General features: G+C 65.6%; 13 protein-coding genes and 4 pseudogenes. 12 read left to right on the plus strand and 5 right to left on the minus strand.

Annotated elements, in window-relative coordinates; translation table 11 throughout:
• Positions 1-85 precede the first annotated feature (85 nt).
• Entirely contained in the window at positions 86-1,099 is a 1,014-nt protein-coding gene (galE, locus tag FOM02_RS07615) for a UDP-glucose 4-epimerase GalE (protein WP_027564887.1), read from the minus strand.
• Positions 1,100-1,225: 126 nt separating this feature from the next.
• Between galE and FOM02_RS07620 the strand changes: the two genes are divergently transcribed.
• A complete protein-coding gene (locus FOM02_RS07620; protein ID WP_265441550.1) occupies positions 1,226-2,263 on the plus strand; it encodes a glycosyltransferase family 4 protein in 1,038 nt (345 codons plus the stop codon).
• Between the two features lie 186 nt (positions 2,264-2,449).
• Here FOM02_RS07620 and FOM02_RS07625 read toward each other — a convergent pair whose 3' ends face one another.
• The gene (locus FOM02_RS07625) at positions 2,450-2,848 is read right to left on the minus strand and encodes a hypothetical protein (protein ID WP_265441551.1); all 399 of its coding nucleotides are present in this window, start codon (positions 2,846-2,848) and stop codon (positions 2,450-2,452) included.
• A 273-nt stretch (positions 2,849-3,121) separates the two neighbouring features.
• Between FOM02_RS07625 and FOM02_RS07630 the strand changes: the two are divergent.
• Positions 3,122-3,316: pseudogene (locus FOM02_RS07630) on the plus strand (arylsulfatase); the annotation flags it as partial.
• A 140-nt stretch (positions 3,317-3,456) separates the two neighbouring features.
• Here the strand turns inward: FOM02_RS07630 and waaF are convergent.
• Positions 3,457-4,466, minus strand: a pseudogene (waaF, locus tag FOM02_RS07635) (lipopolysaccharide heptosyltransferase II).
• 158 nt (positions 4,467-4,624) lie between these two features.
• On the opposite strand from waaF, the gene rfaD reads away from it, so the two are divergent.
• From rfaD to FOM02_RS07665, 6 genes and pseudogenes are all read left to right on the plus strand, one after another.
• Positions 4,625-5,605: an ADP-glyceromanno-heptose 6-epimerase gene (gene rfaD / locus FOM02_RS07640; protein ID WP_265441552.1), complete on the plus strand. Its 981-nt coding sequence runs from the start codon at positions 4,625-4,627 to the stop codon at positions 5,603-5,605.
• A 25-nt stretch (positions 5,606-5,630) separates the two neighbouring features.
• Positions 5,631-6,593: pseudogene (rfaE1, locus tag FOM02_RS07645) on the plus strand (D-glycero-beta-D-manno-heptose-7-phosphate kinase); the annotation flags it as partial.
• A gap of 59 nt (positions 6,594-6,652) precedes the next feature.
• The gene (locus tag FOM02_RS07650; protein ID WP_265442166.1) at positions 6,653-7,906 is read left to right on the plus strand and encodes an O-antigen ligase family protein; all 1,254 of its coding nucleotides are present in this window, start codon (positions 6,653-6,655) and stop codon (positions 7,904-7,906) included.
• Between the two features lie 85 nt (positions 7,907-7,991).
• Positions 7,992-9,905 (plus strand): SDR family NAD(P)-dependent oxidoreductase, encoded by a 1,914-nt coding sequence (locus FOM02_RS07655; protein ID WP_265441553.1) that lies wholly within the window; start codon positions 7,992-7,994, stop codon positions 9,903-9,905.
• A gap of 2 nt (positions 9,906-9,907) precedes the next feature.
• On the plus strand, positions 9,908-11,125 hold the full coding sequence (locus tag FOM02_RS07660) for a glycosyltransferase family 4 protein (RefSeq protein ID WP_265441554.1): 1,218 nt from the start codon (positions 9,908-9,910) through the stop codon (positions 11,123-11,125).
• Entirely contained in the window at positions 11,125-12,072 is a 948-nt protein-coding gene (locus FOM02_RS07665; protein ID WP_265441555.1) for an NAD-dependent epimerase/dehydratase family protein, read from the plus strand. The genes FOM02_RS07660 and FOM02_RS07665 overlap by 1 nt, the downstream gene beginning before the upstream one ends.
• Here the strand turns inward: FOM02_RS07665 and FOM02_RS07670 are convergent.
• Both FOM02_RS07670 and FOM02_RS07675 read right to left on the minus strand, forming a co-directional pair.
• Positions 12,060-13,079 (minus strand): glycosyl transferase, encoded by a 1,020-nt coding sequence (locus FOM02_RS07670; RefSeq protein WP_265441556.1) that lies wholly within the window; start codon positions 13,077-13,079, stop codon positions 12,060-12,062. The genes FOM02_RS07665 and FOM02_RS07670 overlap by 13 nt on opposite strands.
• Positions 13,076-14,035: a lysylphosphatidylglycerol synthase transmembrane domain-containing protein gene (locus tag FOM02_RS07675; RefSeq protein WP_265441557.1), complete on the minus strand. Its 960-nt coding sequence runs from the start codon at positions 14,033-14,035 to the stop codon at positions 13,076-13,078. Before FOM02_RS07675 ends, FOM02_RS07670 begins: the two co-directional genes overlap by 4 nt.
• 187 nt (positions 14,036-14,222) lie before the next feature.
• Between FOM02_RS07675 and FOM02_RS07680 the strand changes: the two genes are divergently transcribed.
• The 4 genes and pseudogenes from FOM02_RS07680 (at position 14,223) to FOM02_RS07695 (ending at position 19,015) form a co-directional block, all read left to right on the plus strand.
• Positions 14,223-15,212, plus strand: coding sequence for an NAD-dependent epimerase (locus FOM02_RS07680; protein WP_265441558.1), 990 nt, complete (start codon positions 14,223-14,225; stop codon positions 15,210-15,212).
• Between the two features lie 6 nt (positions 15,213-15,218).
• On the plus strand, positions 15,219-16,631 hold the full coding sequence (locus tag FOM02_RS07685) for a mannose-1-phosphate guanylyltransferase/mannose-6-phosphate isomerase (protein ID WP_265442167.1): 1,413 nt from the start codon (positions 15,219-15,221) through the stop codon (positions 16,629-16,631).
• A 182-nt stretch (positions 16,632-16,813) separates the two neighbouring features.
• A pseudogene (locus FOM02_RS07690) lies at positions 16,814-17,817 on the plus strand (Gfo/Idh/MocA family protein).
• A gap of 10 nt (positions 17,818-17,827) precedes the next feature.
• A complete protein-coding gene (locus FOM02_RS07695) occupies positions 17,828-19,015 on the plus strand; it encodes a DegT/DnrJ/EryC1/StrS family aminotransferase (protein WP_265441559.1) in 1,188 nt (395 codons plus the stop codon).
• Positions 19,016-19,082 lie beyond the last annotated feature (67 nt).

Raw genomic sequence — 19,082 nt, forward strand, 5'->3', positions numbered from 1 at the left:
CCTGCGCGTCAGGGATCGAATGGCCTCTGTGCCCGCTAAAGCTCCGCTTTTCAAGTCCAATTAAGGACTTGTGCGGGGATGGATTTTAGGCCGAGGCGGCGTGGCGGACTTCGCCATGGCGCTCGCGGAACAGCTTGTCCTCCCAGGCCAGCGCGTGGGCCGCGATGGTCTCGAGGTCGTCATATTGCGGCTTCCAGTCGAGCAGGCCGCGGATGCGGCTGGTGTCGGCGACCATGGTCATGATGTCGCCGGGCCGGCGCGGGGCGTATTGCACGGCGAAGCTGCGGCCTGAAACCCGGCGCACCGCGTCGATGGTCTCCAGCACCGAATAGCCGCGGCCATAGCCGCAATTCAGCGTGGTCGAGGCGCCGCCGTTGCGCAGGTACGCCAGGGCCGAGCGATGCGCCTGCGAGAGGTCGCTGACGTGGATGAAGTCGCGGATGCAACTGCCGTCCGGAGTCGGATAGTCGGTGCCGAACACGTCGATCTTGGCGCGCTGGCCGGTCGCAGCCTCCACCGCGATCTTGAGCAGGTGCGTGGCGCCGACGGTGGCAAGGCCGATGCGCGCCTGCGGATCGGCGCCGGCGACATTGAAGTACCGCAAGGTCACGTACTGCATGCCGAAGGCGGCGGCGACGTCGTGCAGCATGATCTCGGTCATCAGCTTCGAGGAGCCGTAAGGCGACAGCGGCCGCGTCGGCGCGTGCTCGGGCACCGGCACCTGGTCCGGATTACCGTAGACCGCGGCGGTCGAGGAGAAGATGAAGCGGCCGATGCCGCGCTTGACCGCTACGTTGAGCAGATTGCGCGCGGTCATGAAATTGTTGCGGTAATAGCCGAGCGGATCGCGCATCGAATCCGGCACGACGACCGAGCCGGCGAAATGGATGATGCTCTCGATGTCGTGCTGGGCGATCACGCCTTCGAGCAGGTTCTCGTCGCCGGCATCGCCAATGAACAGGGGCACGCCTTCGGGCAGGTAAGCGGAGAAACCGGTCGAGAGATCGTCGATCACGACGACATCCTCGCCGGCTTCCGCCAGCGCCAGAACCGTGTGACTTCCGATATAGCCGGCACCGCCGGTGACTAGCACAGTCATGATCTCACCCGTCTTCGATCAACGCGGGATGCTAGCGTTTGCGTGGTGAAGAGGGGGTATCGGCGCGGCCGAACTGGTCACTATGCTTAATGTTGCGTATAGGGACTTTGCGAAACGGAGTGTGACGTGGCGAATTCCCCCGGCGATCTCGAACTGATCGTGCCAAATCTGCACAGGCGCTATTCCGGGGTCACCGCGACCAACCGGATGGTGGCGCCGCGGCTCGCGAAACTGTTTCGCGCGGCCTGGTTCGGCACCGACGCGCCGGAGGGGATCGCACGGATGAGCGGTGCCGATCTCCTGAAATTGTGGCGGCGCAGAAGGCCGCTGATCTGGCATGCGCGGCGCAACAACGAGATGATCGCAGGCGTCGTGCTGCGCGCGCTCGGCTGGCCGCTCAAGCTCGTCTTCACCTCGGCCGCGCAGCGGCATCACACCTGGATCACGCGCTGGCTGATCCGCCGCATGGACGCGATCATCGCGACGAGCGACATCTCGGCCTCGTTCCTGAAGGTGAAGTCCAGCGTGATCCCGCATGGCGTCGACACCGACGTCTATGCGCCGCCGATCGATCGCGCTGCTGCCTTCGCGGAAGCCGCGCTGCCGGGCCGTTACGCCATCGGCTGCTTCGGCCGCGTCCGCGCGCAGAAGGGCACCGACCTGTTCGTCGATGCGATGTGCCGCCTCTTGCAGCGCTATCCGGATTTCACCGCCGTCATCGTCGGCCAGATCACGCCGGAGCAGACGCCGTTCGCAAATGACCTGAAGAAGCGCATCGAGGCCGCCGGCCTGCAATCGCGCATCATCATCACCGGCGAATTGCCGATCGAGGACGTGCAGCGCTGGTATCAGCGGCTGACCATCTACGCCTTCACCTCGCGCAACGAAGGCTTTGGCCTGACCCTGATCGAGGCGATGGCGACTGGCAGCGCACTGGTCGCCGCCCGCGCCGGCGCCGCCGAGCTCGTGGTTGAGGATGGCGTGACCGGCGTGCTGATCCCGACGGGTGACGCTGATGCGTTAGCTGCGGCCGTGGAGCCGTTGATGCGCGATGTGGCGGCCGCAACGGCGATGGGCGAGCGTGGGCGGGCACGGGTGCTCGATCAATTCAGCCTCGATGCGGAAGCAAAGCGGATCGGCGAGGTCTATCGGCCGCTGCTGTGAGCCATCGTTTTCACCGGCCGCAAACGAGAAGTTCGAAAACAACCCCATGCACAGTAGCCGGTGCCAGCAGAATCAATGGCTTGTGATCGGCGAATGCGGATTTTACGAAATCCCGTTGACTCGTCGGGCAAAACACCGGCATGATGTCATCATCGGCACCGCCTCGACGGCCGTGCGCAGTCAGCTTCACATTGGGCAGCGCACATACGGCATTTGCACCGGCACCGGGTCCTTTGAGCTGAGCGTGATGTTGTTTTCGCCGGAGAATGTCAGATCGAATGTCACGTCTGAAATCGAGACGCCGTCCGAGCACGACGCGATCAGCCGCATGTTTGGCCCATCTTCGCGCAATGATCTGACGGTGCATTTTTCAAATGTGCCGGTGATTTGCTTGCCCTGGACGATCAAGCCGCCGGCGTGGAGATCGGCATCTTTCTTGAAGGCGAGCTTGTCGTTCTCTTTTGTGAACATTTGGCCACAGGCCGAGGCGTCGATCGACCAGGCTCCGTTCAAATCCGCAGCCTGTATCGGGGCCGATTGCGTCACGAGAAGTAATACCGTCACCAGGGGATTGAAGGTCCTCATGAAACTCTCCGACTAGAGGGGCAAGGTCGCTCAATCAGTTTCTTCGATGCAGGCGCAGTAAGACGTGGTCCTTCGTATCGGGCGTGATCGATGTGACCCCGGTTCAGCCCCGGCAAGTGACAGCTGCGCTGCCCTTTCTCCGCCATGCGCTCGAATGTCTTTGCGCCTCGGTGTCTTCCGAACTGACGGGCGTTCGATCATCATGGCAAGGACTATGCGCCGCAGCCTGTGTTCTCTTGATCTGGATCAATCCTGAAGTTGCCTGTCTGCTACGGCACCAAATATGGCGCGCGGCAATACTTCGACTGGTTCAAATACGAGTTCTGGCGCTTCGTGTTCGTCCAGCACGAGGTCGAGAAGTTGGCAATGACCGCGATTGCATTTCCGCCGATGCAGAAGGGCGCGAGCTTCAACCTCGATGCCGTCAAGGCCAAAATCGAGGCTGCAAGAACGGCGATGGCAAAATGAGCTGTGTTGACGATCGTCATGAATGGGGCGGCCCGGATACGGGCCGGCCAGCGCCCTGAGGCGACGTGCAGCAATGTTGGCTGGGAGCCAGGCGGTCCCGACTCAAGCGCGATGAGATCAGGGTGGAGCGTCATCGCGCTTCAGTTTGCTGTTTGAGCACGATCCCCGAGCACCCGCTGCGCAATCTCCACCACCTCGCTCGCCGCGATGTCCCGCATGCAGCGGTGGTCGTTCATCTTGCAGATCGTGCGTTGGCAGGGCTGGCAGGACAGCACGCTCTTGTCTTGCACCACGGTTGCGGCAAGGCCGTTCAGGGGGGCCCAGAGATAGGGGCTGGTTGGGCCGAAAATGCCCATGGTGGGCGTGCCCAAGGCGGCGGCGATATGCATCAGGCCGGAATCGTTGGTGATGGCGACGCCGGCGGCGGCCGATGGCGAGGACGCCGTTGCGCAGATCGTTGCCGGTGAGGTCGCGGACGCCCGACCCGCCCGCCGCGACGATCTCCTGGGCGAGGCCCTTTTCGGGTAGTAGGTCCAGCGCTTGGAGACGCCGACCGCAGCCGGGGGGCCAGCGCCACGGCGGCGCCGGCGCTCAGCCCATTGGCCTCGCGCCAGCGGGCAATCTCCTCGGCCGGCACCCGCAATTGCGGCACCGGCCATTCCGGGGGCAGGGGCGCGCCGTCGGGCTGGGCCAGGGCGGCATTCTCGTCGATGAAACGGGGGAGCTTTCTTTCACCCCAGCGCCAGTGGTTGATCAGTCCGAACCGGAACTCGCCGACCCAGCCCACTCGTTCGGGGATGCCGGCCAGGGTCGGCGCAATGGCTGCCTTCCAGGTTCGGGGCAGCACCAGGGCCGTGCCGTAGTTTTCCGCCCGCAGCAGCTTTGCCAGGCCGAACTGGCGGCGCACCGCGAGCCGGCTGCGCGGCAGGTCCCAGACGATGCCGCGGCGGACCCCGGGCATGTAATTCACCAGCGGGGCGCACAGGGTCGTGGTCAGGAGGTCGACCGGCCGGTTCGGCCAGCGCTCCTTCAGCACCCGGACCACGGTGTGATTCCGGACGAAATCGCCGATCCACATGTAGGGAATGATCAGGATCGGGCGCGTGTCGTCCGGATCTGCATCTCCACTAAGTTGCGAATCAATGTTCATTCGTTAATAGGACCGGGACGAGCTTGGTATGGCGGTTCGGTTAGCCGCTCCGGGCCGGCAGGTAAAGCCGGGGACAGCGCCGATCCAAAACCGCTTACACTTTGGTGGATCATGCGCTAGGGCAGGATCGGGTCGCAAAAATCGGGCAGGTAGGTGGAATGTTGCTGGTGACCGGCGGGGCCGGTTTTATCGGATCGAATGTCGTGGCCGCGCTCAATGACGCCGGCCGCAGCGACGTCGTGGTCTGCGATCTGCTCGGCAATGACGGCAAGTGGCGGAATCTCGCCAAGCGCCAGCTTGTGGATATCGTCCCCCCAGTCGAGCTGCTCGACTGGCTGAAGGGCCGCAAGCTCGACGCCGTGATCCATCTCGGGGCCATTTCCGAGACCACCGCGACCGACGGCGATCTCGTGTTCGAGACCAACTTCCGCATGTCGATGCGTCTTCTGGACTGGTGCACGGCCGGCGCTGTGCCGTTCATCTACGCGTCCTCGGCGGCGACCTATGGCGATGGCGAGGCCGGTTTTGACGACGACGCCTCGTTGCCGGCACTGAAAAAGCTACGGCCGATGAATCTGTACGGCTGGAGCAAGCACATGTTCGATCTCGCGGTCGCCGGGCGCGTAGCGAACGGCGATCCGCTCCCGCCGCAATGGGCAGGGCTGAAATTCTTCAACGTGTTCGGCCCGAACGAGTACCACAAGGGTACGATGATGAGCGTGCTGGCGCGCCGATTCGACGACGTCAAAGCGGGCCGCATCGTGCAGCTGTTCAAGTCACACCGCGAGGGCATCTCCGACGGCGACCAGCGCCGCGACTTCATCTATGTCGACGACGTCGTCCGGGTCGTCATGTGGCTGCTGGCGACGCCGTCGGTGTCCGGCCTCTTTAACGTCGGAACCGGCAAGGCGCGCAGCTTCAGGGATCTGATGTTGGCCGCCTATGCCGCGCTCGGCACCAGGCCCAACATCGAATATGTCGACATGCCCGAGAGCATCCGCAACGCTTACCAGTACTTCACCCAGAGCAAGGTCGATCGCCTGCACCGCGCCGGCTACAACGGCGGCTTCACGCCGCTCGAGGATGCGGTGAAGGCCTATGTCGGGGACTACCTCGACCGGTTCGACCGCTTCCGCTGAGATTTCAGGACCCATGGCGACGCCCATTCTCGATTTCGATGCCCTCGCGCAAACCATCTCAGGCCGCACGGTGCTGTGCATCGGCGACATCATGCTGGACGAGTTCGTCTATGGCGAGGTGTCACGGATTTCTCCGGAAGCGCCGACGCCCGTGATCGCGGCACAGCGCAGCGAGATCCATATCGGCGGCGCCGGCAACGTCGCGCGCAATGTCGCCTCGCTCGGCGCGCGCTGCGTCTTCGTCGGCCTCGTCGGCGAGGATGACGCCGGCAAACGGCTCGCCTCCGCGCTGGCCGAATATCCCGGCATCGAAAGCGCGCTGGTGTGCGATCCGTCGCGGCCGACCACGCGAAAAGTCCGCTTCGTCTCCGAGCATTTCTCCACGCATATGCTGCGTGCGGATTGGGAGCAGGCGCTAGCTGCCTCCGATGACATCGAGACCAGGCTGATCGAAACGATCCTGCCGCTGATCGCGCGCGCCGACATCGTGCTGCTCTCCGACTACGCCAAGGGCGTGCTGACCGCGCGCGTGATCCGCCACACCATCGATGCGGCGCGACAAGCCGGGAAGCCCGTGATCGTCGATCCCAAGAGCCTGAACTGGGCGATCTATCGCGGCGCGACGCTGCTCACGCCTAATCGCAAGGAATTTGCGGAGGCGACGCGAAGCCGAGCCGACTCGCCGCAAGACATCGTCGATGCCAGCGAGGACGTGATGCGGCTCGCCGATTGCGGGGCGATCCTGGTCACGCAGGGCGAGCGCGGCATGACGCTGGTGCCGCGCAATGGCGAGGCGGTTCATGTTCCGGCCTTCCCGGTGAAGGTGCGCGACGTCTCCGGAGCCGGCGACACCGTCGCCGCGGCGCTTGCGGTCTCGCTTGCCGCGGGCGCGCGTCGAGGCCGCGGGCGGGGTGGTCCGTGCTGGTCGACATCCCTCCAGGGTTTCAGCACGACGGCGCTGGTCCCGACCCGCGCGCGGGGAGGGGCCAAGTGACCGCTCAAGCGACCGGCCGGGCGACGGCGCCGCCCGGGGAGACGACCACCCAGATGCTGTCGCGGCGCTTGCGCAGCCCGGCCGCCTGGAGCGAGACGGCCGACCTGTTCGCGATCCTGACCGTGGTCGCGCTGCCCTGGTCGACCTCGCTCACGGCGATCTTCAACGTCGCGTTCCTGATCTGCATGGTGCCGTTCCTCGACGTCAGGGCATTCCTGCAATCGCTGACGCGTCCGATTTGCGCGGCGCCGATCGCGCTGGTGCTGCTCGCGCTGGCGGGCACGCTGTGGTCGGAAGCGGACTGGGGCGCGCGCCTCTATGCGCTCAGTCCGACCGCCAAGCTGCTCGTGCTGCCGGCGCTGCTCTATCATTTCGAGCGCTCGCCGCGCGGAGACCGGATCTTCATCGCCTTCCTGGTGTCCTGCGCACTCTTGTCGGTGATGTCCTGGCTGGTCGCCTTCTATCCCGATCTGACGCTCAAGCCCGACCACTCCGAACGCGGCATCTTCGTCAAGAACTACATCAACCAGAGCCAGGAATTCACGCTGTGCGCGGTCGGACTCGCTTATCCGATCGTGATGCTGCTTCGCCAGAAACGCTATTGGTTCGCAGGCTTGCTGACTGCGCTGGCGCTGAGCTTCTTCGTCAACATGGCTTTCGTGGTGGTGTCGCGCACCGCGCTCGTCACCGTTCCGATCATGTTCGGCGTGTTCGCGCTGCTGCACCTGCGATGGCGCAGCATCGCGATCATCGTTGCGGCGCTGCTCGTCGGCGCCGTTCTCGCCTGGCAGACCTCGTCGCAATTGCGCAGGACCGTCGATACCTTTGCCAGCGACTACACGCGCTACAAGGAAAAGGGCGAGCCGACTTCGGCGGGCCTGCGGCTCGAATTCTGGCGGAAATCCCTCGGCTTCTTCGCGGAAGCGCCGATCAAGGGGCACGGCACCGGGTCGACGCGCCGGCTGTTCGAGCAGGTCGCGACGCCCGGTGGCCGGTACCTGGCGTCCGCCGAGGTGATCGGCAATCCGCATAACCAGACGCTGAACGTCGCCGTGCAATGGGGGGTCATCGGCATCGCCATCCTCTACGCGATCTGGATCCTGCATCTGCGCCTGTTCCGCGGCGACGGGCTAGCCAACTGGGTCGGCCTGCTGGTCGTGGTCCAGAACGTCTTCACCTCGCTGTTCAACTCCCATCTGTTCGACTATCACGAGGGCTGGATGTACGTGATCGGCGTCGGCGTCGCCGGCGGCATGGTGATCCGGGCACAACAGGGCGAGGCGAAGCTGGGGGAAGCCGGTTCCTGAACGGCCGCGCGGCTGGCAACTCCTGCGGAGATGGGCTATCAGCGCGGATCAGGTTGCACCTAGCTGGATTTTCATCGGTCGTCGGATGACGCGTCTTTCGCATCTCACCTTGCGCAATTTCCTGATCGCGCTCCACGACTTGCTGGCGACGACAGCGGCGCTGTTCGCCGCCTTCTATCTGCGCTTCGAGGGCGGCGACTTTTTCTACGACCGCCTGCCGCTGCTGGTCCGGATCCTGCCCTATTTCCTCGCCTTCAGCGTGGTCGTGTTCTTCCTGTCCAACCTGACCACGACGAAATGGCGCTTCATCTCGTTGCCTGACGCGCTGAACATCATCCGCGTCTCCACCGTGCTGACGGTCGCCCTGCTTGCGCTCGACTACATCTTCGTCGCGCCCAACGTCCGCGGCGCCTTCTTCCTCGGCAAGGTGACGATCGTCCTCTACTGGTTCCTCGAGATCGCCTTCCTCAGCGCGCCACGCATGGCCTACCGCTACTTCCGCTATACGCGAGTGCGGCGTCACGCGCGGGACGAGGATGCCGCGCCGACCCTGCTGATCGGCCGTACCGCCGATGCCGAGGTGCTGTTGCGCGGGATCGAGAGCGGGGCGATCAAGCGCATCTGGCCGGTCGGCGTCCTGTCGCCGTCGCGGTCCGACCTCGGTCAGCTCATCCGCAACGTCCCGGTGCTGGGCGGCATCGACGACATCGAGGACGTCTTCGCCGATTTCGCCAAGCGCAACAAGGCGATTGCGCGCGTGGTCATGACGCAGTCGGCGTTCGAGCCCGAGGCGCATCCGGAATCGATCCTGATGCGGGCGCGCAAGCTGGGCGTGATCGTCAACCGCATGCCTTCGCTGGAGAGCGGCGATACGCCGCGCCTCACCGCCGTCGCGGTCGAGGACCTCCTGCTGCGGCCGAGCGAGAAGATCGACTATGCGCGCCTGGAAGCGCTGATCAGGGGCAAGGCTGTCATCGTCACCGGCGGCGGCGGCTCGATCGGTTCGGAGATCTGCGAGCGCGTCGTCGCCTTCGGCGCCGCGCGGCTGCTGATCGTGGAGAATTCCGAGCCGGCGCTCTACGCGGTCACGGAGACGCTCGCCGCGCGCGGCGCTGTGGCCGCGATCGAAGGGCGGATCGCCGACATCCGCGACCGCGAGCGCATCATACGCCTGATGGCCGAGTTCAAGCCTGACATCGTGTTCCACGCCGCAGCGCTCAAGCACGTGCCGATCCTCGAACGCGACTGGAGCGAGGGCGTCAAGACCAACATCTTCGGCTCGATCAACGTGGCGGACGCAGCCCTTGCCGCCGGCGCCGAGGCCATGGTCATGATCTCGACCGACAAGGCGATCGAGCCGGTGTCGATGCTGGGCCTGACCAAGCGCTTCGCCGAGATGTACTGTCAGGCGCTCGATCACGATCTTGCGGTGGCAAGCGGCGGCGCCAAGCCGCCGATGCGGCTGATCTCGGTCCGGTTCGGCAATGTGCTGGCCTCGAACGGCTCGGTGGTGCCGAAGTTCAAGGCCCAGATCGAGTCCGGCGGTCCGGTGACGGTGACGCATCCCGACATGGTGCGCTACTTCATGACCATCCGCGAGGCCTGCGATCTCGTCATCACGGCGGCAACACATGCGCTCGGAACGCAGCGTTCGGACGTCTCGGTCTACGTGCTCAACATGGGCCAGCCGGTGAAGATCGTCGATCTCGCCGAGCGCATGATCCGCCTGTCCGGCCTCCAGCCGGGCCACGACATCGAGATCGTGTTCACCGGGATGCGGCCGGGCGAACGGCTGCACGAGATCCTGTTCGCCTCCGAGGAGCCGACCCGCGAAATCGGCGTTGCCGGCATCATGGCCGCGCAGCCGAACGAGCCGCCGATGCAGACGCTGCGCAAATGGATCGTGGCGCTGGAACAGGCGATCGCGCGCGACGATCGGGCCACCATCAGGACCATCCTGAAGGATGCGGTTCCGGAGTTCGGGTCGACCGCGGCCTGACCATGCAGTCCCAAGGCAAGATCGTCGTCGCGAGCCAGCATTATCCGCCCGATCCGAGCACGACCGCGGCGATTATGGCCGAAATCGCCTGCCGCATCGCCGGGGATCGCGAGGTCGTCGTGCTATCGGGCTCGCCCGGCGCATTGCCGGCCTCGCAGATCGGCCCGGGCAAGCCGCGCGTCGTCGCCGTCAAGAACCGGATCGCGGGCAAGGCAGCGCTGGTGCGGCGTGGTGCCTCCGAGCTGCTGTTCGCAGCGCGCATCTTCCTCGCGCTGATCCGGGAATTGAAGCGAGGCGACGTCGTGCTCACCGTCACAGCACCGTTCATGCTGCCTTATGCCGTCGCCGCGGCAGCAAGGCTCAAGGGCGCACGCTCGGCGCTGGTGATGCACGACCTCTTTCCCGACGTTCTGGTGATGGCGGGCATCCTCAAGCCCGGCTCGATCGTCACGCGGACGATGCGCGCCGCCAACAGCCTGATGTTCCGCGCACTCAACGCGGTCATCACCATCGGTCGCGACGCGGAGCGGCCGCTGCTCAGCTATTCCGGCATGAGGCGGAACAAGATCCGCTTCATCCCGAACTGGGCGACGCTCACACCGGCGCCGCGTCCGATCACCTCGGACAATCCGTTCCGCCAGGCGATTCCCGCGCGCTTCATCGTCGGCCTCTCGGGCAATCTCGGCTTCACTCACGATCCCGAGATCGTGTTCGAGGCGGCGCGGCTCCTGAAGGACGAGCCGGACATTCATTTCCTGCTGTCGGGCTGGGGCATTGGTTTCGAGCGGCTGAAGCAGTTGCAGGCTGAGGCGAACCTCGCCAATGTCTCCTTCGTAGGGCGGGTCGAGGATGCCGAGCTCGAGGCGTTTCTGGCATCCGCCAATCTCTGGATCATTCCGTATCGGAAGGACGTCGCGGGAGTGTCGGTGCCGAGCCGGTTCTACAATTTGCTGGCGGTCGGCCGTCCGGTGGTGCTGGTCTCCGAGCCGGAGGCCGAGGCCGCTTTGACGGTGGTGGAAAACGGGCTCGGCTGGGTGGTGTCGCCGGGCCGCGCCGACCGGCTCGCCGAGGCGATCCGGGCGGCCTCCCGTTCCGATGACGGCGAGATGACGGCGCGTGCGGTGAGGGCGGCTGCAAGGTTCGACCGCGTCACCGCATTGAACGCCTATGCCGTGCTCATTGACGAATTGCTGGATAACCCGGATCTGGCGGAGAAATGATGAGCGGAAGCAAGCCGGTCGTGCTGGTGACGGGGGCGGGCGGCTTCATCGGCCGCTACGTCGTGCCTGCGCTGGCGCGCCAGGCCTGGTCGGTCCGGCGCGCGGTCCGCAGGCGGGAGGGCAATGACGATGAGGTCGTCGTCGAGTCGATCGGGCCCGAGACCGACTGGAAGGCTGCGCTCGAGGGCGTCGACGCCGTCGTTCATCTCGCCGCGCGGGTACAGCACAACCGCGAGGAGCACGCGGTCCAGCTCTATCGCAACGTCAATAGCTCCGGCACCCTGCAACTGGCGCGCTCGGCCGCGAGCGCGGGCGTGCGCCAGTTCGTCTTCGTCAGCACCGTTCACGTGCACGGCCGCAGCAGCGAGGGGCGCGCGCCGTTCTGCGAGGACGACATCCTCACCCCGCGCGGCCTCTACGGCATGTCCAAGGCCGCGGCCGAGGCGGGCTTGAGGACGCTGGCGCGCGACAGCGACATGAAGATCTCGGTGATCAGGCCGCCACTGGTGTACGGTGCGGGGGCCAAGGGCAGTTTTGCATTGCTCGCGCGTGCGGTCGATCTGGGCGTGCCGCTGCCTTTTGCCGCGATCCGCAATCGACGTGCCTTCCTCGCGGTGCAGAACCTCGCGTCGTTCATCGTGCAGCGACTGGCGCATCCCGATCCTGCGAGCAATTTCGAGATATTCCTGGTGGCCGACAAGGAGCAGGTCTCGACGCCCGAATTCATCGGGCGCCTGGCCAGGGCGTGCGGCAAGAGCCCGCGGCTGTTCGGGGTGCCACCACGGCTGTTGGGCTGGCTTCTCGGCGCGATCGGCCAGCAGGACGCGTATGACAGCCTGATCGGCTCGCTCGAACTCGACGTCTCCAAGGCGATGTCGACGGGATGGCGGCCCGAGGTCTCCCTCGACGAGGGCTTGCGGCTGGCGCTGTCGGCTCAGGACGCCTGAGGGCGCGAGAACCGCCGCAGGACGAACGCGATCGCGACCGCACCGGCGATCAGCGCGATCGCCGTGACAGCCATCGAGCCGGCGCGAACGGTGAGGATGGCGAGCCCCGCAAGGAGGAGGTTGAGCGCGAAGACCTCACCGGTCACCCGCGGGACGGTAAAGCCGTTGTCGGTCGCGCGTTGGTAGAAATGCGAGCGGTGTGCCGACCAGAACGGCTCGCGGCGCGCGACGCGGCGAAACAGCGTGATGGTGGAATCCGCAAGATAATAGGCCGGCAGCAGCAGCGCCGCGGCGGCCTGTCCGTGCCAGGCAAGCTCCAGCAGGCACCATCCGAGCAGGAGGCCGATCGGAAGGCTGCCGACATCGCCAAGGAAAACCTTTGCGACAGGCTTGTTGAACGGTGCAAAGCCGAGCATGGCGCCGCACAGCGTCGTGGCTATCAGCGCGGCCGGCCAGCTCAGTTCACCGAGCCATCCGAGCAGCAGCAGCGCCGCGGTGACCGGCACCACCTCCGCCACGGTCATCAGGTCGAGCCCGTCCATGAAGTTGACGAGGTTCACGAACCAGACGCCGGCGAGCAGGATGAGACCTCGTTCCAGCGCGAGCGGCAGCGCCGGAACGATGCGCGCGGTCTCGGGCGCGGTGAACACGACTGCGCCGACGCAGGCGGCTTGCAGCGCCAGGCGCACCAGCACCGGCAGCGACACGATATCGTCGGCGAACCCGACAATTGCGATCACGACCGTTGCAATGACGAGCGCCGGCGGGATCGCAAGGTTGGCCCAGGCGGCCCACGCCAATGCGACCAGCAGCGTCGCGGCGATGACCGCGATGCCCGCGCCCTGCGGCGTCGGAATGCGATGCGAGGAGCGTGCGTTCGGCCGCGCCAATGCGTAGCGCTGGAGCAGCGGACGGCTGGTCCAGGTGATGACGGCCGATATCAGCGCGGCGATCGCAAGAGCAAGCAGCGAGGGCACGGCGGCAATGGCTTCGGCGGCCGGGGTCACTCGGGCACCCCAATCGGCGCCGATCCCTGCGCGGCCTTCTCTGCGCTGAAGATCCACACGAGGCCGCCGATCGCCCCGACGATGAACGAGACCGCGCCGAACAGCAGCGAGACGTTAACGCCTTCGTTGGCGGCAAGCCCCGCGAAGCCGAAGGCGAGCCCCATGGTCGCCTCGCGCACGCCCCAGCCGGCGATCGAGATCGGCATCAAGGTGATCAGCATCACCGGCGGGATGAGCAGGAAGGTCTGGCCGAAGCTGACGGGTGCGGCGATCGACTGCACCACGCACCAGGCGATGACGACGGCGAGCACGTGAATGAACAGCGACAGGATCGCGACGATCGGTCCGCGCTTGGCGCTGAAGATCACGCGGTTGGCGATCACGGCGCAGGCGTGGATGTGATGGGTGGCCCACCAGGTCTTCAGCCAGCGCCATTTCAGCGCGCCGAAGACCAGGAAGCCGAGCCCGCCCGCGAGCGCCACAAGGTCGAGGAGCAGCAGCGCCGAGCGCCCGTGCGGATCGGTGATGAGGCTGTAGCTCCAGGGCAGGCTCGCGGCGATGAGGATCGCGAGCGCGATGAGGCCGATCGCGCGGTCGACGAAGATCGAGTAGGTGGCCGCGCGCCACCCGGCGCCGGCGCGCGCGACCAGCCACAGCCGGACCGCATCGCCGCCGATCGCGGACGGCAGGGTCTGGTTGAAGAACGCGCCGATCACGTTGTAGCGCATGGCCCGGCCGAGCTCGAGCGGCGCGCCGCATTCGGCGCTGATCTCGCGCCAGCGCAGCACGCCGACGAAGATCTGCAGGAACGTGACCGCGATCGCCGCGGCGATCCAGAACAGGCTGCTCGCGTTGAAGCGCGACAACAGTTCGGACAGGTCGACCTTGCGCAGCGCCAGATAGAGCAGCGCTGCGGAAATCAGGATCTTGGCCGCAGAAAGCAGGATTCGGCGCATCTCGCCCGCATGAACAGGGTTGGGTTACCCGACGCCAGGCGCCGAATTCGGCCGCTTTGGTATGGTTTTGGCGCCGATCTTGCAATAGCGGTGATTTGCAGCGGCCATGAACGGCGGCCGGCTATTGCGACCCCCTTGCGACCGCGGCTAAAGAGGCGCCGTGAGCTGGGAATCCCGCGGGAACAGGATGACGGATCAGGCGATTTTGGTCACGGGAGCCGCTGGCTTCATCGGCTTTCACGTCGCCCGGCAGCTGCTGGGCGAAGGCCGGCCCGTCATCGGGCTCGATAATCTCAACAGCTATTACGATCCGGGACTGAAACAGGCGCGCCTCGCGCTGTTGCGGAACGAGGCCGGCTTCTCCTTCGTCGAGGCCGATCTTGCCGACCGCGACACCATCGCGACGCTGTTTGCGCGGCACGGATTTGCGCAGGTCGTGCATCTCGCGGCCCAGGCCGGCGTGCGCTACTCGATCGAGCAGCCGCAAGCTTACGTCGATTCCAATCTGGCAGGCTTTCTCAACGTGCTCGAGGGCTGCCGCCGTAACGGCTGTCGTCATCTCGTCTACGCCTCGTCATCCTCCGTTTATGGCGCCAACACTAAACTGCCATTCTCCGTACAGGACCGGACCGATCATCCCGTGAGCTTCTATGCTGCGACCAAGAAGGCGAACGAGGTGATGGCGCAGTCCTACAGCCACCTGTACCGGCTGCCGGTCACGGGCCTGCGCTTCTTCACCATTTACGGCCCGTGGGGCCGGCCCGACATGGCCATGTTTCTGTTTGTGAACGCCATCATGGAGGGCCGGCCGATCCGGCTCTTTAACCATGGCAAAATGCGCCGCGACTTCACCTATATCGATGACGTCACCCGCGTAGTATCGAGGTTGATCGATTTGGTGCCTGCGGATGACCCGGCCGCCGCAAATGCGCCGTTCAAGGTCTACAATGTCGGAAATCACCATCCGGAGGAGCTGATGCATGTGGTCGGACTTCTGGAGCGGGAGCTGGGCCGGACGGCGATCAGAGAATTGCTGCCGATGCAGCCGGGAGATGTTTTGGAAACGTTCGCGGATGTCGAGGACCTGATGCGCGACACCGGCTTTGCGCCGTCAACGCCGATCGAGCAGGGGGTCCGAAATTTTGTCGCCTGGTATCGGGACTACCACGAGGTTTAGATGACAATGGACAAACGCATTATCCCCCTGATCATGTGCGGCGGTGCCGGCACGCGGCTGTGGCCCGCCTCGCGCGAGGTGCGGCCAAAGCAGTTCCTGCCGCTGTTCGGCACGCGCTCGACCTTCCAGGACACGCTGCTGCGCGTGTCCGATGCTGCGCTGTTCGATCGTCCGATCGTCATCACCAACGCCTCCTACCGCTTCATGGTGCTGGAACAGCTCGCCGAGATCGGCATCGAGGCCGACGTCATCCTCGAGCCGATGCGGCGCGACTCCGGTCCTGCGATCGCGGCCGGCGCGGTGTTCGCGCAAGCGCGCGCCAAGGAGGCGATCGTGCTCGCGCTCGCCGCCGATCACGTGGTGCAGGACAATGCCGCCTTCGTCGCCGCCTGCCGCGAGGGCTTGGCTGCCGCGAGCACCGGGCGCATCGTCACCTTCGGCGTCAAGCCGGAGCGGCCGGCGACCGAATACGGCTATATCAGCCCGGGCGAGGTGATCTCCGGCACGGTGCACGCGGTCGCGCTCTTCGTCGAGAAGCCGGACGCGGTGAAGGCCGCCGACTACGTCAATTCGGGCTATCTCTGGAACAGCGGCAACTTCATGTTCCCGGCGAGCGTGCTGCTCGACGAATACCGCAAGGTGGACGCCGCAAGCGTCGAGGCTGTCTCTAGTGCGGTCACCAAGGCCGGCCGCGATCTCGGCTTCGTGACGCTGGAGCCGAAGGCATTCGGCGCGGCCAAGGCGATCTCGATCGACTATGCGGTGATGGAGAAGACCTCGCGCGCCGCCGTGGTGCCGGTGTCCTGCGGCTGGTCCGACGTCGGTTCCTGGCGCGCGGTGTGGGAGTTGTCCGACAAGGACGCGCAAGGCAACGCGGCGCATGGCACCGCGGTGTTCGAGGATTCCCGCAACTGCAACGTCACCAGCGATCACGCGCTGGTCGCGCTCGAAGGCGTCGACGATCTCGTCGTGGTCGCGACGGCGGACGCGGTGCTAGTCTCGCGCCAGCAGGATGCCAACGGCCTCAAGCGCCTTGTCACCAAGCTGAAGACGGTTGCACCGAAGGTCACCGAGGAGCACCTCAAGGTGCATCGTCCCTGGGGCAGCTATCAGTCCGTCGACAACGGCGTGCGCCATCAGGTCAAGCGCATTGTCGTGAAGCCGGGCGGGCGGCTGTCGCTCCAGAAGCATCACCACCGTGCCGAGCACTGGATCGTGGTCCGCGGCGCCGCCCAGGTCACCGTCGACGAGATGGTGAAGACCGTGCACGAGAACGAGTCGATCTACATTCCGATGGGCGCCGTCCATCGGCTCGAGAATCCCGGTAAAATCATGCTGGAACTGATCGAGGTCCAGACCGGCTCCTATCTCGGGGAAGACGACATCATCCGGATTGAAGACGACTATCAAAGGTCGTAACCAGCAAACTCCGAATCACGCGACCCGGGCCGAAACCGGCCTCTTTTGGCGGCCTAAGGCCCGGGAAACGTGTAATTTTTTGAATCAAATCGTGTCCGGGTGACTTACCCGGCATTCGCCACAAATGTGACGTCCGTGCTAGAAGCGGCCCGGGGATTTGCGTTGAATCGGGGTTCGATCAGATGAGTTCCAAAGTGTCTCAACCGGCAAAGGCCGGCTTGCGCGTCGGCGTGATTGGCGCCGGCGTGATGGGAAGCAACCACGCGCGCGTGCTGAGCGGTCTTCCCGGCGTCAGCCTCGTCGGCGTGGTCGATCCGTCGCCGACGCACCTGACCCGCACCATCGAGCTTGCGGGCTGCCAGGGTTTTGAGACGCTCGACCAGCTCTTCGCGGCGGGCGTCGATGCCGTCACCATCGCTGCTCCGACGCATCTGCATCACGAGATCGCGCTCGCCTGCATCGCCAAGAACATCCACGTGCTGGTCGAGAAGCCGATCGCCTCCACGGTGGAAGAAGGCCACGAGATCGTCGCCGCCGCGCAAAAGGCCGGCGTGACGCTGATGATCGGCCATGTCGAGCGCTTCAATCCGGCGGTTGCCGCCGTCAAGCAGGCGATCGCGGGCGAGGACATTCTCTCCATCGCGATCACCCGCGTCGGCCCGTTCCCGCCGCGCATGTCCAATGTCGGCGTCGTCATCGACCTCGCCGTGCACGACATCGACCTGATCCGCTGGTTCACCGAATCCGACATCGTCGAGGTGCAGCCGCAACTCTCGAGCGCGGTCGCCGAGCGCGAGGACATCGCGCTCCTGCAGTTCCGTACCGCCAACGGCGTGCTCGCGCACATCAACACCAACTGGCTGACGCCGTTCAAGGCGCGCAGTGTCACGGTCGCGACCGCGGCAAATACGTGATGGGCGATCTGCTGACGCGCCAGGTCACCGAATGCTTCGGCTTCAAGCCCGACGGCAGCTATTCGATGCGGCACCTGCCGGTCGGCCATGACGAGCCGCTCCGCGCCGAGCTGATCGCGTTTCTCAAGGCCGTCCGCCACGGCGAGACGCCGGCGGTCACCGGCGACGAGGGCGTCGCCAGCCTCGAGATTGCAACGCGCTGCCTCGAAACGCCATCGCGGCCGGCGGCCTCGTCGGCTGCCCGCAAGGGCCCGCGCCGCGTCGCCGGCTAAAACCCTTTCCATGTCGACCGCGCAAGAAGGCGCCAAGAACCAGGCCATGAACCAGCACCTACGTTCCGAACCCATTCCCTTCATCGACGTCGCCTCGCAGCGTCAGCGGCTCGGCGCCTCGCTCGATGCAGCCGTCAAGCGCGTGATGGACCATTGCCAGTTCGTCAATGGCCCCGAAGTCGCCGAGCTCGAGAAGCAGCTCGCGGCCTACGCGGGCGCCAAGCATGTGATCGGCTGCGCCAGCGGCACCGACGCGATCCTGATGGTGATGATGGCGAAGAATGTCGGGCCCGGCGATGCCGTGCTGTGTCCGTCCTTCACCTTCATCGCGACCGCATCGCCGGTGGCGCGGACCGGCGCGACGCCGGTTTATGTCGACGTCGACGAGACGACCTTCAACATGAGCCCGGAGTCGTTCAAGCGCGGCATCGCGACCGCGCGGAAGGCCGGTCTCAAGCCGGTCGCGGTCATCCCGGTCGATCTGTTCGGCCAGCCCGCCGATCACGACGCCATTGCGGAGATCGCGAGGGACGAGGGCCTGTTCGTGCTCGACGACGCCGCGCAAGGCTTTGGCGCGAGCTACAAGGGCCGCAAGCTCGGCACCTTCGGCCTCGCCACCGCGACGAGCTTCTTCCCGGCAAAGCCGCTCGGCTGCTTCGGCGATGGCGGCGCGATCTTCACCGATGACGATGACCTCGCAGCGACGCTGCGCAGCATCCGCGTGCACGGGCAGGGCGCCGACAAATACGACAACGTCCGCCTCGGCCTCACCGGCCGGATCGACACCATGCAGGCCGCGGTGCTGATCGAGAAACTGAAGATCTTCGACGACGAGATCGCCGCCCGCAACAGGGTTGCGGAGCGCTACGCGCGCGGGCTGTCCAACGTGGTCACCGTGCCGCGTCTGGCGCCGGGCAATACGTCGGTCTGGGCGCAGTACACGATCCGCCTGCCCAAAGGCACGGACCGCGATGGCTTTGCTGCTGCGCTGAAGGCCCAGGGCGTGCCGACCGCGATCTATTACGGCAAGTCGATGCACCAGCAGACCGCCTACAAGCAGTATCCGGTCGCCGAAGGCGGCCTGCCGGGTTGCGAGAGCCTGTCGCAGGACGTCATCAGCCTGCCGATGCACGCCTATTTGACCGAAGCCGACCAGGAGCGAATCATCGCCGCCGTGCAAGGCGCGCTCGCGGGCTGAGTTCTTCCCCTCTCCCCCTGCGGGAGAGGGTGGCTCGCCGCAGAGCGGCGAGACGGGTGAGGGGTAT

It is taken from the genome of Bradyrhizobium sp. SEMIA, from assembly GCF_014844175.1.
Lineage (GTDB): Bacteria > Pseudomonadota > Alphaproteobacteria > Rhizobiales > Xanthobacteraceae > Bradyrhizobium > Bradyrhizobium arachidis.